The organism is Pseudomonas sp. CP-1, assembly GCF_021213715.1.
GTDB lineage: Bacteria > Pseudomonadota > Gammaproteobacteria > Pseudomonadales > Pseudomonadaceae > Pseudomonas > Pseudomonas aeruginosa.
On sequence record NZ_JAJQKY010000021.1, the window covers coordinates 49562 to 65922 of the forward strand.

The 16361-nt window shown below is 57.7% G+C and carries 12 protein-coding genes and 2 pseudogenes; 7 read left to right on the plus strand and 7 right to left on the minus strand.

Annotation, left to right across the window (positions count from 1 at the left end; all coding sequences use genetic code 11):
- Window positions 1–61: 61 nt before the first annotated feature.
- Both LT948_RS27825 and chrA read left to right on the plus strand, forming a co-directional pair.
- On the plus strand, window positions 62–1003 hold the full coding sequence (locus LT948_RS27825; RefSeq protein WP_023095846.1) for a chromate resistance protein ChrB domain-containing protein: 942 nt from the start codon (window positions 62–64) through the stop codon (window positions 1001–1003).
- The gene (chrA, locus tag LT948_RS27830; RefSeq protein WP_003089083.1) at window positions 996–2363 is read left to right on the plus strand and encodes a chromate efflux transporter; all 1368 of its coding nucleotides are present in this window, start codon (window positions 996–998) and stop codon (window positions 2361–2363) included. The genes LT948_RS27825 and chrA overlap by 8 nt, the downstream gene beginning before the upstream one ends.
- Before the next feature lie 98 nt (window positions 2364–2461).
- On the opposite strand, the gene LT948_RS27835 is transcribed toward chrA, so the two are convergent.
- From LT948_RS27835 to LT948_RS27845, 3 genes are all read right to left on the minus strand, one after another.
- Window positions 2462–2668 carry a hypothetical protein gene (locus LT948_RS27835; RefSeq protein ID WP_003089081.1) on the minus strand — a complete coding sequence of 69 codons (207 nt, stop codon included), beginning with the start codon at window positions 2666–2668 and terminating at the stop codon, window positions 2462–2464.
- Window positions 2669–2792: 124 nt separating this feature from the next.
- Window positions 2793–4187: a heavy metal sensor histidine kinase gene (locus tag LT948_RS27840; RefSeq protein WP_003089080.1), complete on the minus strand. Its 1395-nt coding sequence runs from the start codon at window positions 4185–4187 to the stop codon at window positions 2793–2795.
- A complete protein-coding gene (locus LT948_RS27845; RefSeq protein WP_003288515.1) occupies window positions 4184–4858 on the minus strand; it encodes a heavy metal response regulator transcription factor in 675 nt (224 codons plus the stop codon). The genes LT948_RS27840 and LT948_RS27845 overlap by 4 nt, the downstream gene beginning before the upstream one ends.
- Before the next feature lie 369 nt (window positions 4859–5227).
- On the opposite strand from LT948_RS27845, the gene LT948_RS27850 reads away from it, so the two are divergent.
- The 4 genes from LT948_RS27850 to LT948_RS27865 are packed head-to-tail and all read left to right on the plus strand — an operon-like array spanning window position 5228 to window position 10953.
- Entirely contained in the window at window positions 5228–6340 is a 1113-nt protein-coding gene (locus LT948_RS27850; protein ID WP_003089078.1) for an efflux RND transporter periplasmic adaptor subunit, read from the plus strand.
- Window positions 6340–9423, plus strand: a complete 3084-nt coding sequence (locus tag LT948_RS27855; RefSeq protein ID WP_003089077.1) for an efflux RND transporter permease subunit — start codon at window positions 6340–6342, stop codon at window positions 9421–9423. The genes LT948_RS27850 and LT948_RS27855 overlap by 1 nt, the downstream gene beginning before the upstream one ends.
- Complete coding sequence (locus LT948_RS27860; protein ID WP_003288512.1) at window positions 9416–9718, plus strand: DUF3240 family protein; 303 nt, start codon at window positions 9416–9418, stop codon at window positions 9716–9718. The genes LT948_RS27855 and LT948_RS27860 overlap by 8 nt, the downstream gene beginning before the upstream one ends.
- Window positions 9718–10953, plus strand: coding sequence for a TolC family protein (locus LT948_RS27865; protein ID WP_003089075.1), 1236 nt, complete (start codon window positions 9718–9720; stop codon window positions 10951–10953). Before LT948_RS27860 ends, LT948_RS27865 begins: the two co-directional genes overlap by 1 nt.
- 288 nt (window positions 10954–11241) lie before the next feature.
- Here the strand turns inward: LT948_RS27865 and LT948_RS27870 are convergent.
- Window positions 11242–11625, minus strand: a pseudogene (locus LT948_RS27870) (transposase); the annotation flags it as partial.
- Window positions 11626–11841: 216 nt separating this feature from the next.
- On the opposite strand from LT948_RS27870, the gene LT948_RS27875 reads away from it, so the two are divergent.
- On the plus strand, window positions 11842–12777 hold the full coding sequence (locus LT948_RS27875; protein WP_218816338.1) for a recombinase family protein: 936 nt from the start codon (window positions 11842–11844) through the stop codon (window positions 12775–12777).
- Between the two features lie 479 nt (window positions 12778–13256).
- On the opposite strand, the pseudogene LT948_RS27880 reads toward LT948_RS27875, so the two are convergent.
- From LT948_RS27880 to LT948_RS27890, 3 genes and pseudogenes are all read right to left on the minus strand, one after another.
- Window positions 13257–13850 (minus strand): annotated as a pseudogene (locus tag LT948_RS27880) (AAA family ATPase); the annotation flags it as partial.
- The gene (locus LT948_RS27885) at window positions 13847–14560 is read right to left on the minus strand and encodes an ABC-three component system middle component 1 (protein ID WP_103119351.1); all 714 of its coding nucleotides are present in this window, start codon (window positions 14558–14560) and stop codon (window positions 13847–13849) included. The gene LT948_RS27885 and the pseudogene LT948_RS27880, both read right to left, overlap by 4 nt.
- The gene (locus LT948_RS27890; RefSeq protein WP_023091908.1) at window positions 14560–15993 is read right to left on the minus strand and encodes an ABC-three component system protein; all 1434 of its coding nucleotides are present in this window, start codon (window positions 15991–15993) and stop codon (window positions 14560–14562) included. The genes LT948_RS27885 and LT948_RS27890 overlap by 1 nt, the downstream gene beginning before the upstream one ends.
- Window positions 15994–16361 lie beyond the last annotated feature (368 nt).

Below are 16361 nucleotides of genomic sequence, written 5' to 3' on the forward strand. Positions count from 1 at the left end.
TGCATTTTCCTGAGAACAGAGCTAAAGTAGAGATTCATACATTTTATGTTTGATTCTCTACATGAAAAATTGGCTTCTTCTTGTGTTGGCACTCCCCACGGCCAACGCGACCGAACGTATGCGTGCCTGGCGGGCGTTGAAGGCTTGCGGCGCTGCCGTGCTGCGCGACGGTGTGTACCTGTTGCCTGAGCAGGACGCGGGCCGCGAGGCGTTCGAGTCCGTGGAGCGCGATGTGACGGTCAGCGGCGGCACTGCGTTTCTGCTGGCATTCCCGGACGAAGAAACTCGCTTCGCCGGCCTGTTCGACCGGAGTGAGGAGTACAGCAAGCTGCGCGACGAAGTCGCCGCGTGCAGGGAGGGACTGCTTCCCGAGAACGCCCTGCAGGTCGCTCGCCAGGTCAGAAAACTGCGCAAGAGCTTCGCCCAGTTGGCCCTGATCGACTTCTTCCCCGGCGTTGCGAAGCAGCAGACGGAGACCGCGCTGGAAGCGCTGGAGACGGCAATCAGCCGTGCCCTCTCACCTGATGAACCGCACATTCAGGATCATCCCGTCACGCTGCTGGACCACAGTCATTACCAGGGGCGTCGCTGGGCAACCCGTCGACGTCCCTGGGTCGACCGGCTGGCCTGTGCCTGGCTCATCCAGCGCTTCATCGACAGCGGCGCGGAAATCCTCTGGCTGGAATCCCCGAGCGACTGCCCCGCCGATGCACTGGGCTTTGACTTCGATGGCGCCGCGTTCAGCCATGTCGGGCACCGCGTCACCTTCGAAACCCTGATCGACAGCTTCGTGCTGCAGGCTCCAGGCCTTTCACGCATCGCCGCGCTGGTTCACTACCTCGATGTCGGTGGCAGCCAGCCTGCGGAAGCGTCCGGCATCGAGCGTGTCCTGGCGGGCCTGCGCGAGAGCATTACCGATGACAACCAACTGATGGCAGCGGCAAACGGCATCTTCGACGGGCTGCTGGCGGCCTTTGCCAACGAGGAAAACGGTCATGGCTGAAACGACGACGCTGGCCACGGGCGAAGCCCCCCTCAAGCCAGCGACCCCGGTGGGCTTGTTCGAAGCGTTGCTGTTCTGGCTGAAGATCGGCTTCATCAGCTTTGGCGGGCCGGCAGGACAGATCTCCATCCTCCACCAGGAGTTGGTGGAGCGTCGCCGCTGGATCAGCGAGAAGCGCTTTCTGCATGCCCTGAACTACTGCATGTTGCTGCCCGGGCCCGAGGCCCAGCAGCTCGCGACCTACATCGGTTGGTTGATGCACCGGACCTGGGGCGGGGTGATTGCTGGCGGGCTGTTCGTGCTGCCGTCGCTGTTCATCCTGATCGGGCTGTCGTGGGTCTATATCGAGTTCGGCAACGTTCCGGTGGTTGCCGGGATCTTCTATGGCATCAAGCCGGCGGTCACCGCGATCGTCGTTCATGCGGCGCACCGCATCGGTTCCCGGGCATTGAAGAATGGCTGGCTATGGGCGATCGCCGCAGCATCCTTCGTCGCCATTTTTGCCCTGAACGTCCCGTTCCCGCTGATCGTTCTGGCCGCTGCCGTGCTGGGCTACATCGGCGGAAAAGTGCTGCCGGACAAGTTCGTGACCGCTGGCAAGCATGGCTCCGGGAAGGCCAGTTACGGGCCTGCGCTGATCGATGACGATACACCGCCACCCGCGCATGCCCGTTTCCGCTGGAGCTATCTGCTCAAGCTGATCCTGATCGGTGCGGCGCTATGGATGCTCCCCATGGGGTTGCTGACCGTCATCTTCGGCTGGCAAGGCACTCTGACCCAGATGGGGTGGTTCTTCACCAAGGCTGCGTTGCTCACCTTCGGCGGTGCCTACGCGGTGTTGCCCTATGTCTACCAAGGTGCGGTCGGTCACTACGGCTGGCTGTCGCCCACGCAGATGATCGACGGCCTGGCCCTGGGGGAAACAACGCCGGGGCCGTTGATCATGGTGGTGACTTTCGTCGGCTTCATTGGCAGCTACATCCACCCGATGTTCGGCACCGACCATCCGTTCCTGGCGGGCGCGGTGGCGGCTGTGCTGGTCACCTGGTTCACCTTCCTGCCCTCGTTCCTGTTCATCCTTGCCGGCGGTCCGCTGGTGGAGTCGACGCACAACGAACTGAAGTTCACAGCGCCGCTGACCGGGATCACCGCCGCCGTGGTAGGTGTGATCCTGAATCTGGCGTTGTTCTTCGGTTACCACGTGCTCTGGCCCAACGGCTTTGGGGGAGGATTCGAGTGGGCCTCCGCACTTATCGCCGCGGCCGCCGCTATTGCCCTGTTCTACTTCAAGCGCGGTGTGATCCAGGTGCTGGTGATGAGTGCACTGGCGGGGCTGGCGGTCCAGCTGTCGATGCGTTGAGGAGGATGCCGCTTGAGGGTGATCCGGGGCAGGCGGTCAAGCGCCTGCCTCAAGATCGAGGGGGAAGGAGGAAGTAGAGAAACAGCACATCCATGAGCCTAGGATGGGCTTTTAGCGTTTTCCTTTTCTTTGGTCTCTGCCGGTTTGGCTTTGTCTGCGGTGTCTTTTTCACCCCAGAGGCGTTTCTGGTCCTCGCGGAATTTCTTGTTGAATTCGATCGAGCGGTCGTAGCCATCTTCGGCAAATACCGGTGTCGTCACACCAACAGCCAGTACACCGATGAGAAGCGCTTGGGTCAGTCGCATTTTCAGAAACTCCAGGGGTTTGGATCTCAATGGATCGTGAGATTTTCGATACCCCTGAAGCTTAAAGAAGCGTCTCTGACGACAACGTGAGGCGCGAATTACAATGTTGAAAGACGCCTTGGGCTCAGAGACGGTTCACCGGAAAACTCAGGTGGAACCAGGTAAAGCCCGAGCCCGTTATTTCTACCTTCGCCACGCCTTGGTGCAGGCTCATGATCGATCGCACGATGGCAAGCCCGAGGCCTGTGCCTCCCTCGCTGCGCGCACGCCCTTTGTCGACCCGATAGAAGCGTTCGAACAGATGAGGCAGGTGCTCTTCCGGAATACCTTGGCCTGGATTGCCTACGCTGAGCCTGATGTGCTCCTGCTCACGGTGAACCTTCACCACTACAGCCTGCCCTTGTGGGCAGTAGCGAATGGCGTTGGAGAGCAAATTGGACACTGCCCGTTGAATCATCAGGCGATTGCCTTGGATCACATCGACACTGCCTGACACATCGAGCCGAACGCCGCTCTCTTCGGCACTCAGGCTGAACAAGTCACTGACCCTCTGCACCTCGTCGACCAGTGCCACCGTCTCGAATTGCACCAAGGCTGCAGGCTGGCTGACATGTGCCAGGAAAAGCATGTCGGCCACCATGCTTTTCATGCGATCCAGCTCCTCGGCGCAGGATTCCAGCACCTCACGGTACTCCTCCGAGCTGCGTGGTCGTGACAGGGCCACCTGTGCTTTGCCCATCAGGTTAGTGAGCGGAGCACGCAACTCGTGGGACAGGTCGTCCGAGAACTGCGATAGCTGCTGCACGCCACCGTCCAGGCGGTGCAGCATAAAGTTGATGCCGTCCGCGAGCTCCAGCAGTTCGATCGGCAAGCGGTCGGTAGGCAGCCGATGCTGCATGTTGTCGGTGGAGATCTTCGACGCGACTTTCAGAAAGCGCGTAAGCGGCAGCAAGCCCCGGCGTACCGTCCACCAGGCCACGACCATGATCAGCGCCAGGATGAAGGGTGACGCCATCAGGGCCCAGCTCAGCATCGCCCGGAGCAATTCGGCATCGGAGGATTCATCCACGGTCATGTACACACCGACCTGGGTACCGTCAGCCAGACGCATGAGCTGGGAAACGCTGAGCATGGGCATGCCCAGTTCGTTGTTCCACTCGTAGAACTCCACTTGATCGTTGGCAGGAAAGCTGGTGAGTTCGGTGGTTATCTTTTTCGAGCCGATGGTCAGCAGGGGGATTCGGCTGTTTGCCGTATCGAAAATGCTGACGAACAGGTTGTTGTGGCCCATCGCAAGGTCGACCAACTGGTGGGAGTCTGCGGTGACCTCGGACAGATCCGCGACGGTCGATAGGTTATGGGCCATGCCACCCATCTTGGTGATCAGGCTGCTTTGCGCCGTGCGCTCCAGCGCCTGGCCGAGCATCAGGTAGCCCACGATAGAGAGCAGCACCAGCAGTATCACGCTCATCAAGCCGACTTTGAGTCCCAACCTGGCGGCCAGGCTGAAGCGCTTCATGAACGCTCCTCGATCACATAGCCCACACCGCGCAGGGTGTGGATAAGTTTGTTCTCGAACGGATCGTCGATCTTGGCGCGCAGGCGCCGGATCGCCACGTCGATCACGTTGGTATCGCAGTCGAAGTTCATGTCCCAGACCAGGGAAATGATCTGCGAGCGGGTCAGGGCTTCCCCTGGGTGGCTCATGAGCAGGCGCAACAGGGCGAATTCCTTGGTAGTCAGCTCGACGCGCAGGTCACCCCGGAACGCGCGGTGGCGACCCGGATCCAGCTCAAGGTCTGCGACCCGCAAGGTCGGGTGGTCCACCACCTTGTCGCCACGCCGCTGCAGCGAGCGGATGCGGGCAAGCAGTTCCGGAAACTCGAACGGCTTCACTAGATAGTCGTCGGCGCCGCCGTCCAGGCCCTTCAGCTTGTCGTGCAGGCGGCCACGACCGGTCAGCATGATGATGCGAACCCGACTGGTCTTGCGGATCGTGTCGAGCACGTCCCAGCCGTCCACCTTGGGCAGGTTCACATCCAGGATGACCAGGCCGTAGGTGTTGTGCTGGAACAGGTGCAGCGCATCGACACCATTACTTGCCCGGTCAACGATATAGCCACTTTCGGTAAGCCCTTGCTGAAGATATTCGGCAGTTTTGGCTTCGTCTTCCACTACTAGAACACGCATTATTTGTTTATCTCAAATTAAAAAAGTATTCGGGTGTCAAATAAAAAAATATTCATTTATTTCTTGAAGTGTCATTGCCTCATGCACCGAACCAGCATGGTGATCATCGATGAATCAATCTTAAAACGAAAATCAGGAGGGAGGTGGAATCCTTCAAATTTGTAATTCAGCGGTAACGTTCCTGATAGTCACCCCCTCTAGAATCGAACCTGTAGAGGAGTCTACGACAATCTCCTTCCATGCAAAGGGTGCAGCAGACGAGTGGGTTACTCATGTGTGTCCTGCGACCGCGCTCGCCTTGCGATTTAAAAATCCTCAAAGACAGGTCTAAAGCATGCCCATGTCATGGCGCTTCACGGGGAACTTTCGATGAATAACGAACATTATCTGCGCAGTGTAAAGGGGCTCTCTTTCGCCATCGCTTTTATTATTTCAGGGCCTGCCATGAGTGCTGAGAAGTTCTCTGTCGCCAATGAACAGATTCAAGCGCTGGGTATCAAGACGTCTGCTGTGCAAAGCATGAAACAGACGGTCAGCACGCGATATCCCGGCCAGGTTGTCGTGCCTCCGAAAGCGGAGCAGATCGTCAGTTCCCCACTTGAAGGTGTGGTGGTGCAACTGCTGGTGGGCGAGTACCAGGCCGTTCGCAAAGGCGAGCCGGTCGTGCGCCTGTCCAGTCCGGCGATGAGCCAGCTCCAGCTCCAGCTGTTGCAGGCATCTGCCCGCGCCACGCTGGCCCGGCAGGCCTACACCCGGGAACAGAAGCTGTTCGATGAGGGCATCATTCCGCAGCGTCGGGCGCAGGAAGCCCAGGCAACGCTGAAGGAAGCGGAAGCGACTCTGGTGCAGACCAAGGCCGAACTGGCCCTGGCGGGAATGACCCCGGCCATGATCGAGCAGGTCATCCGCTCCGGGATTCCTTCCGACAGGATCACCCTCAGCGCCGTTCAGGACGGCATTGTCAGCAACATCTCGGTCCGGCCCGGCCAGCGGGTCGACGGTGCCACGTCGCTGCTGAACATCACCCAGGTCGATGCGCTGTGGCTGGACGTGCAGATTCCGGCCGCGGCCAGTATTGGCATTCAGCCGGGCGCGGGCGTAACGGTGGTCGACAAGGGCATTAATGGGCGTGTCATCAACCTGAGCCCGACCCTCTCGGCTACCAGCCAGTTCGTGGTGCTGCGCGCCGAAATCGAAAATGCCAACGGCGCCCTGCGTCCCGGCGAGCTCGTCACCGTGGAGATCCCGGTTCAGGCCGCTGGCAAATCCTGGGACATCCCTCTGTCTGCCGTCGCTCGCAACAAGACCGACTCCGTGGTGTTCGTCCGCACGCCCGACGGTTTTGAAGCCCGCCCGGTCAAGGTCGAAGTCAGCGCGGGGCAACTGGTCCGTGTCCAGGGCAACATCAGCGAACAGGACCAGGTTGCCGTCGCCGGCGTGATTGCGCTGAAAGGCGCCTGGCTTGAAGAGGACGGTGAGTGATGCTGAGCCGTCTTATCCAATTCTCTTTGTCCCAGCGCCTGTTCATGGTGCTGGCGACGCTGTTGCTGACCGGCGCGGGCTGGTATGCCTACCGTGGGCTGCCCATCGATGCCTTCCCTGATGTGGCCAGCACCCAGGTCAAGGTGATCATGAAGGCACCGGGGATGACCCCGGAAGAAGTTGAAAGCCGGATTGCCGTGCCGATCGAAGTGGAAATGCTCGGTATTCCCAAGACCAAGATCCTGCGCTCGGTCACCAAGTACGGCCTGGTCGATGTCACCATCGATTTTCAGGATGGCACTGACATCTACTGGGCGCGGCAACAGGTTTCCGAGCGTCTCGGCAACCTGAGCGACAGCCTGCCGGACGGCATCAGTGGCGGCATGGCGCCGATCACCACACCGCTGGGCGAGATGTTTATGTTCACGGTGGACGGTACAACCTTGTCTCTGGTCGAACGTCGCAGCCTGCTCGACTGGGTGATCCGGCCGGCGCTGCGTACCGTACCTGGCGTGGCGGATGTGAACTCCCTCGGTGGCCAGGTCAGGACCTTCGAGGTACTGCCAGATCCCATCCGCATGGCTGCCAGCGGCGTGAGCCTTGAGCAGCTGACCAACGCGGTCAACACCAACAACCGTAACGACGGTGCCGGCCGACTGGGTGAAGGTGACGAAGTCCTGCTGGTACGCAGCGAGGGCAGCATCCGCACCCTGGATGACCTGCGGGCCGTTGTGGTCAATTCCAACAGCTCCAGCCCGGTGCGGGTTGGCGACCTGGCCGAGGTTCGCCTTGGCACCCTGACCCGCTACGGCGTGGTGACCCAGGATGGCAAGGGCGAGGCTGTGCAAGGCCTGGTGCTCGGCCTGGCTGGCGCCAACGCCCGCCAAGTGGTCGCCGGTGTGCAACTGAAGCTCAAGGAACTGGAGGCCACACTACCGAAAGGCATCACCATCACCAGCTTCTACGATCGCTCGTCGCTGGTCGATAAAGCGGTAGGGGCTGTGTCCAAGGCGCTGATCGAGGCCACCGTGTTGGTCATCGTGTTGCTGGCCCTGTTCCTCGGCAACGTTCGCGCAGCGCTGACGGTTGCCCTGGTACTTCCGCTGGCGGCGTTGATCACCTTCATCCTGATGCGCTTCGTCGGCATGTCCGCCAACCTGATGAGTCTGGGAGGGCTGGCCATTGCCATCGGCATGTTGGTGGATGCCGCGGTGGTGGTGGTCGAGAACATCGTCCAGCGTCTGGCCACCGATCCTTCCGGTGGCAAGCTGCCGCGTCTGCACATCATCTACCGGGCGGTGCGCGAGGTCGCGGTACCGGTGACGTCCGGCATCCTGATCATCATCACGGTGTTCCTGCCGCTGCTCACCCTGCAGGACCTCGAAGGCAAGTTCTTCGTCCCGGTGGCGCTGACCATCGTCTTCGCTCTGGCGGGATCGTTGCTGCTGTCGCTGACCGTGATCCCCGTGCTGTCCTCCTACCTGCTGCGCGAGGTCAAGCACGAAGACCCCTGGCTTGCCCGCAAGCTGCTGGGCATCTATGGCCCGGTGCTGGAGTGGGGGCTTGGCCGGCAGAAACTGATCGCGATCATCGCTGGCGCCATGTTGGTCGTCGCTGGCCTGGTCTACACCCAGGTGGGCAAGACCTTCATGCCGACCATGGATGAAGGCGACCTGATCGTGGGTATCGAGAAACTGCCATCGGTCAGCCTCGAACAGACGGCCGAGCTGGACAAGAAGATCCAGACCGCGCTGATGGCAGCGGTCCCGGAGATCCGGGGCATCGTGGCGCGGGCCGGTTCCGACGAGATCGGTCTTGATCCCATGGGCCTGAACCAGACCGATACCTACCTGCTGCTCAAGCCCATGAGCGAATGGCGGATGGACACCAAGGAAGAGCTGATGGACGAGGTCCGCAAGGTGCTCGATCCAATGCCGGGTATCGGCTACAGCTTTACCCAGCCCATCGAGATGCGCGTCTCCGAGATGATCATCGGTGTGCGCGGCGACCTCGCCGTGAAGATCTATGGCCCTGACCTGGGCACCCTGAGCCAACTGGGCGGCAAGATCGAGTCGCTGCTCAAGACTGTGCAGGGCAACCAGGACGTCTACACCGTGCAGAACGACGGTGTGCAGTATCTGCGCGTGGAGATCGACCGGCTGCAGGCTGGCCGTTTCGGCCTGAGCGTCGAGGCCATCCAGGATGCACTGCGCGTGCAGATCGAAGGCCAGCAGGCCGGCCTGGTGATCGAAGGCAACCAGCGCACGCCGATCCTCATTCGCTCGGACGAGTCGGTGCGCACGTCGCCGGCGGACTTCAACGCGGTGCGGATCACCACGCCGGATGGCCAGACCATTCCGCTGAGCAGCGTGGCGAGACTGGAGCGTGCCGATGGCCCGGTGAAGATCGACCGGGAAATGGGCAGCCGCTACAGCGTGGTGATCGCCAACGTCAGCGGTCGTGACCTGGTCGGCTTCGTCGAGGAGGCCAAGGCGCTGGTGGCTCAGCAGGTGGAACTGCCCAACGGCTATCGCATCAGCTGGGGCGGCCAGTTCGAGAACCAGCAGCGTGCGGCTGCCCGGCTGTCCATCGTCGTTCCCGTGGCGCTTGGTCTGATCTTCGTCCTGCTGTTCTCGACCTTCGGCTCCGTGCGCCAGGCGTTGCTTATCCTCAGCAACATCCCCTTCGCCCTGGTGGGCGGCATCGTCGCGCTGTGGGTCACTGGCGAGTACCTCTCGGTGCCAGCGTCGGTGGGGTTCATCGCTTTGTTGGGTATCGCGGTGCTCAACGGCATCGTGCTGGTCAGTTACTTCAACCAGTTGCATGGCGAAGGCCTGCCACTGCGGGAAGTGGTGCTCCAGGGTGCCCGTCGCCGGTTACGCCCGGTACTGATGACCGCCTCGATCACCGCCTTCGGTCTGGTCCCACTGTTGTTCGCTACCGGGCCCGGCTCCGAGATCCAGCGGCCGTTGGCCATCGTGGTGATCGGCGGTTTGATCACCGTCACCGCGCTCACCCTCATGTTGCTCCCGATTCTCTATCTGCGATTCGCCCACGCGAAAAAGGAGGCCAAAGATGCCTGATACCTGGTTGACGCTGCTCTGCACCCCAAGCTTGGAGGAGAAGCTCATCGACCACCTCCTGGTCGTGACGGGGAACCAGATCTTCACCAGCACACCGGTTGCGGCGCACGGGCTGTCCACCGCGGCACTCAATCCGATGGAGCGTGTCATGGGGCGGGCCAAGGCTGTGCAGATCCAACTCGTGGTGGAACGGCAGCAACTCACGGAGGTGCTGCAATCCCTCAAGGAGGAGTTTCCAAATACCGGGCTGCGCTATTGGACGGTCCAGGTCAGTAACTTTGGGGAGTTCGTGTGATGAAGCGCCTTGTTCCCCTGGCTCTGCTGATCAGTGTGTGTGGCACGGCCGTGGCGCAACCTGCCGCTCCGGCAAACATTCTGCCCAAGCCGCTGGTGGTGTCGCTGCTCAACGCCGATCCCCGCGTGGCCTCGGCACGCTCCAGCATGGATGCCGCCATGCTGGAGGCTGGCATCATCCGGCGTTCGCCTTATGAATGGACGGCCACGGCAATCGGCCAGCAACGGCGTACCGACGCTGGCCCCAACTACAACGAATGGAACGTGGGTATCGAGCGCACGGTGCGCCTGCCTGGCAAGGCCAGTGCCGACCAGGACATCAGTTCGGCAACGCTGCGATTGGCAGATGCCACCTATGGCGAAGTCCGTCATGAAGCCGCGCGGGAACTGATGACCCTGTGGCTGGATTGGCTGGTGTCGGAGCACGCGCTCACCATCGCCAATAAAGGCCTGGCCTCAGCCAAGGAAAGCCTGGCGGCGGCGGAAAAACGCAACCGTGCGGGTGACGCCTCTAAGCTGGATGTAAGCCTGGTCAAGGCGGAAGTGGCCGAGCAACTGCGACAAGGCAACGAAGCCAAGATAAAAGCCGCTGCGAGCTGGGCAACACTGTCGCGGCGCTTCCCTGGCATCGAGCGCAAAGTGGTTGATCTGCCCATTCCTTCGGCCGAACTCGGTCAGTACGACACCTGGCGCGAGCGGATCCTGGCCGAAAGCGATGTGCTGCGTCGGGTCGAAGCCTCTCTGCTGAGAAATCAGGGGCAATCGGCCCGGGCGAAGGCTGACAGGGTGCCGGATCCTACGTTGGGGGTATTCACCGCCTCCGAGCAGGGCAACCGTGAGCGCATCTACGGTGTCAGCTTCAGCATGCCGATCCCCAGCGGGTCGCGCAGTGCTCGCTACAGCCAGGCGCTGGCCCAGGAGAATGCGGCTCGCGAGGATGTCGACCTGGCCAAACGCGAGCTGGAAGCCGGGATTGCCCGTGACGTCGAACTGGCTTCAGGTGCTTACGAGAGCTACCTGATCGCGAAGGATGGCGCCGCTGCCATGACCCAGAACGAAGCACAGATGCAGCGTGCCTACGAACTGGGCGAGGTGGATCTGCAGTCGTTGTTGCTGGCTCGCCGGCAAGCCGTCGCATCGTCTACCAGCGCCCTGCAGGCCCACGCGGATACGCTGCGCACCCATCTGTCGCTGTTGATCGATGCCCACTGGATATGGGGGTTGGACGAAAGCTGAGTTGTTGCGTTGCCCGGCATAGGCCGGGCAACCTTTCAGAATCGTAATGAGTTACTCATGCTCCGGTTAGTTTTCGGCAGCAATGATAGGAAACGGCCAGTGACCACAGCTGAATAATAAACGGCCGTCCTATCTCAATAAGGGAAGGTCTGAAGTAACCCTGTATTTCCGGTCGACTTCAGCCCTTGCTGCTTTTGAAAGCGGGCCGTCGATCAAAATCGACCAGGTAACCCGCTCAGTTCTCCGTTTTTGGCCGCCGCGAGCACCTCGCAGCAGCCATTTTCCGCATTACAGGTGCACCTTTCCTGCGGTAGTCAGCAAATGTCGGCGCGCCATCCATAGGTTCGACAGCGCGAACAGCGTCACCAGCTGAGCGGTGTTCTTGGCCAGGCCACGGAAGCGCACCTTCACGTAACCGAACTGGCGCTTGATCACTCGAAACGGGTGCTCGACCTTCGCTCGCACTTGTGCCTTGGCCTTCTCGATCTTGCGCTTGGCTTTGTACAGGGCGCTGCGTTTATCGAGCTTCTTGTAGGTGCTGCGGCGTGCTGCGACCTGCCAGATCACTTCGCGGCCCGCATGTTCGGGGCGCTTTTCGACGCCGGTGTAGCCGGCATCGGCGCAGACGACGTTCTCGTTACCGTGCAGCAGTTTGTCGACCTGGGTGATATCGGGGTTTGGGGAGCAACGGAACAGAAAGTGCACTTAAGCCCAGCGCCTGCCCGCAAACCCTTGTGGCGTCTGGTTAGTTCGGGAAAACCAAGGTTTTGCCGAACTCTATCGAGGAATGGCTCGGTTCGTTAAGCTCCCCACGCTACGGTTCAAATAACTGGTACGCTTTATCAAAGTTCAACTATTACTAACGTAGTCGAGTAAACGGTACTTTTGATGAAGATCGGTTATGCGCGAGTGAGCACTCGGGATCAGAAAGCCGACCTACAAGTCGATGCCCTGAAACAGGCCGGGTGCGAACGCATCTACCAAGACATCGCCAGCGGCGCGAAAAGCGCCCGTCCGGAACTGGACAAACTGCTGGCCAACGTGCGTCCGGGTGATGCCGTGGTGATCTGGAAACTGGATCGCCTCGGGCGCTCGCTCAAGCACCTGGTCGAGCTGGTCGGCGAGCTGGCAGAGCGTAAGGTCGGCTTGCAGAGCCTGAATGACCCCATCGACACCACCCATGCCCAAGGCCGCCTGGTGTTCAACCTGTTCGCCTCGCTGGCCGAGTTCGAGCGCGAGCTGATCCGCGAGCGGACTCAGGCGGGCCTGTCGGCCGCACGGTCGCGGGGCCGGATCGGTGGCCGTCCCAAGGGTCTGCCCGCCAAGGCCGAGGCCACCGCCATGGCGGCGCAAACGCTGTACCGCGAGGGTCGCCTGAGCGTCAGCGCCATCGGCGAGAAGCTACACATCTCCAAGAGCACACTGTACAGCTACCTGCGCCACCGGGGTGTCGAGATCGGCGCATACCAGAAGAGCGCCCGGTCACGCGATCAGCAGATCACGGCCTCGTCGTCATCGCCGGCAGAGCCGCCCGCTGTCGAGCGGGTGGCCACCGTCACCCTGCGCCTCGCGGTGGTGAATAACAGCAAGTTCGTGCGCGGCCGGAAGCGGGCCACGGAGAACATTGAGCGCTACTGCCTGGAGCCCTATGGCATGAAGCGGCTGGATGCCGGCCACTATGAGTTGACCATTCCGTATCGGAGCGACGATGAGCTGGACAAGAGCGTGCATGACCTGCTGACCGAGATCAGCCAGGAGGCCGACATGCGCAACTGTTTTGTCGAGATGGGCGCCTGGGAAGAAGACACCGAAAAGCGTTGGTAGGGCTTACGTTGGTTTTTGGTTCCATTGCTCCCCAAACCCCTATTAATGGTGCGAATTAGTTTCGAGTCACCACTTTTAAGAGTCGTATAGGACTGCCGGATTAATTGATACGTGCTGCTCCTAGTGATGTGCAGATCATGATCATTTATCGAATTATAGTAACCAATATAGAGTTCAAGCACCTCTCGCTGGAGAGCGGCATTTTCAAATCGGCGGCTTCTTACGAAAAAGTGCTGATGCGCAAGAAGACTCTTAGTGTAGTTGATCTCTACCAAGGAGCTGTTAAGTTTCTCCTGATTTAACTCCGAAATCGTAATTGCGTCCCAGAAGGGACTCTTATTGGCCTTGGCTAGCCATGGGAAAGCATAAACGTGTGGCTCGATGTCTCCGGCTGCGATGCTGGTATTATCATCGATTTTATACAGATATTTAATGCTCTCGATCCGCGACGTGACGCTTCTTTTGGAAGCTGCAACCTTGCGAGAAATATCTGCTAGCTTACTAAGTCGCTCATCTGCTTCCCGCGTATTGCCAAACAGTTGTGCAAGCTCTTCAGCCCTTTGGGTTTCGTTGTTCGTCTTCAGGAACCTAGCGGTTTCTTCTTGCTGCACGTAATGAAATAGCAAGAAGTCTCGCGGGAAGTTCTGGCTATCAAAGTATTGCTCCAGTGCATTCTGGTGCGTTGGGAAGGATTTCCCATCTATGATTTCGTTGAGCTCCCAAAGCTCTGCGAATCTAGAGATTCTCTTGGATATATTGGGAATTTGAGTCTTTAGTTTTCTTTGAAATATTTTTAGCTTAGAGTCTTTATTTTTGAATTCCAGAATGATCTCAACGTTTTCTGCGCCGTTATGCGCAACAACTATGTCGGCTGGGTTTTGACGGTTCTCAAGAGAAATAAGACGAGTGATATTTCCTGTAAGGCCTAGCTCAATAGCATCGAAGACTGATGTCTTTCCATATCCATTTGGCCCATCAAGCAGAACGAGATTGCTGTCCTCAAAGCTGATGGTGTATGGCTCGCCACCAAATATTTTGAAGTTCTTGAGTGTGATTTTGTTGAGGTGGATCATGCCAAGCCTCCCCAAATTTTCGCGACTTGATGATGGATATTATCATCAGTCCATTCTGCCTCAGATTCCATCAATTGACTGTAGATCGAAGATTGATGTGGGCTGAGAGAGTTCTCGATCTCGCTACTCAAGTTGGTGAGTTGCTGTTCCTGCGGGCTGTAAGTAATAAATGGCAACTTGAGTGCAGTCTTTAGTGTGAGCGAATAGTAGCCTTTACTGTTCGGGTGATTGCCCTTAAATGCCAGAAAGTTTCTTCCGCCTTCTGAATTGATTATCTCATTTATGGCGTCATTGGTTATTTTCTTTATCCCGCCCTCTGAGAGGTGGGCTTTTAGAGTTGCGAGGTCCCCTGGGGTGTAGGTGATAACGTTCTTCTTAAAATTATACTGATCTTCTTCGAGGGCAAGTATTGTTTGCCTGCTGATCCCTTCCTCTTCGTGGCAGATAAGCATGGTGCAGTTCTTCTCGAAGGGCCGGTCTACTTTTCCCGAGTTGCTGATTGCCTCGAATAGCTCTTGCGCTTTCTCTTCTAGTATCTTCTGTGCCGCTGCGTCGGATTGCGTTTGGAGCTGCATAGTGACGAAGTACTCTTCCCGCTTGCTTCTCTCGGATGGGCAGAAAAGGTAGATGGAGTCATTATCGAGAGAAGTCTCCATGTCGACCTGTTTATAACCATTGCTGGATAAGATGTTATTGATGATACTTATCATTATGCCAATTCATCCTTCGCAGTCGCTATAGGGACTAGGGTTATAAAATTCAAGACTTCGTCTCTTTTAGAGCGGGGGTCTGCGTTTTCTGGTTTCGGAGCCTCTGTATGCACCATCAATGTGGGCGAGAATGAGTGAGATTCCAAACCGCCGTATATAAGATTTTCAACTTCGAATAGTATCTCGCTCATGCTCGGATTGTCTATGATTTTTCTTTTTGTCTGGCTAACCCGTGCTGCATTTGTAATGGTGGTTGGTAGGTAATGCTGATGCGGCGGCGTTGTTGTGCGATACGTAAACTTATACTTGACCTCGTTATGCGAGGCGCGCTGAAAGTTGATGGCGTGTAGAGCTTTTATAAGCACATGTCGAATGCCTTCTAGGTTTGTTGCAAAGGCATTTTCCGTGTTGTTAGTATGATCAAGATAAATTTGAGGCGAGAAGCCTCGATAGTGCGACCATAGATCCGTGGCGCTTAAGCCTAGTAGAAGTTTTTTTGCTTCTTTTAGATTGCACTGTTCGCCTTGGCCTGGATCTGCATAGTCGTCTTGGTCGCCCATGTATTCATCGATCAAATAGGCAAATTTTTCTTTAAATTTACAGGCTAGGTATTCTTTGCCAATATCTTCATGGTCGACGTCAAGGGCTCGAACTATCTCCTCAAAGGTTATTGGGATTTTCGTGCCTTGCTGTTTGGTCTTGTGCCGATGGATGATGTATTGGTCGATCATCCCTAGGAAACAGTGGAAGATTTTTTCCAGATGCTCAGATGTGACAATGGTCTCTCTGATAGTCAGTGCGTTAGAGATTTCCGACTTTATCTTGGTGTTGATGTTGTCTAGGCTGCAGAACCTGTTGCCATCGTCATATTGATAAGAATCAAGTCTGGCTAGAGCGTTATTTTTGCCATTCAGGATCGAGTCTAAATGCGCGTATAACTGATCTGCGGTCTTACCCTTGAAGGCGGCCCTTAATCTGGCTGCTTGCTTAGGAATACTTGTTTCATTGGAAACGGCCTTTTCGAGCACCGTACTCCCAATCTTGGGATTTGTATTTTGGTACTGAGCGAGAATGGTGTTCAGGTCATCTCTTATCGATGTTGTCAGGTTCTGAAAGCCAGGCTTGGGGTTTATTAACTTCCAAGTGTGGATTAGCCCGGTAACGCCTGGTTGCTTGCATAGTTCCAGGATAATCCCGAACAGAGCATCGGAGTAGTCACTGTAAGTGCTAGAGTTATATGCTTTGACTTGATGGAAAGAGACGGGATCTCCATCGTGCTGGATCTCGAAGTCCTCAGTGGACTCAAGCATCAAGCTGTAACTCGACAGATCTGCGCCTACAGGCTTTGCGTTTATCAGCCTTAGGGCGTAGTAGAGAGCGACCTTACCTTGGTAATTGAAGCCGCTCCAAGAAGGAGACGCATCGAAAGCCATCAGAAAACTCCAGCACTACATTGCAACGAAATGCGCGTACGGGAAGAACGACAGCGAGGTCTCGCCCTCTCTGTTACGCACTTACCAATACTAGACGAAATCACATGGCAGAGTGCCATTTTTCATAAGGTTTGTTTCGTTCGCTACGTGCGTTTAGGTGCTTGCCGGTTCTAGTTGCAGTTCGGGCTGTGCGCATCCAAGCTTTCCAACAGGTTGTTGCAGTCTTTTAGATGGCCAGTAAACAGGTGTCTCGCCCCGGGCTAATCTTCAGGCCTCCTCTTCAGCAGCAGCTTCGAACTTCACAGCGCTGGCCTGTACTGTTCGGGCGGAGCGCTGATGTCCAGAGATAATCCCGGCGAGAGTTGCCC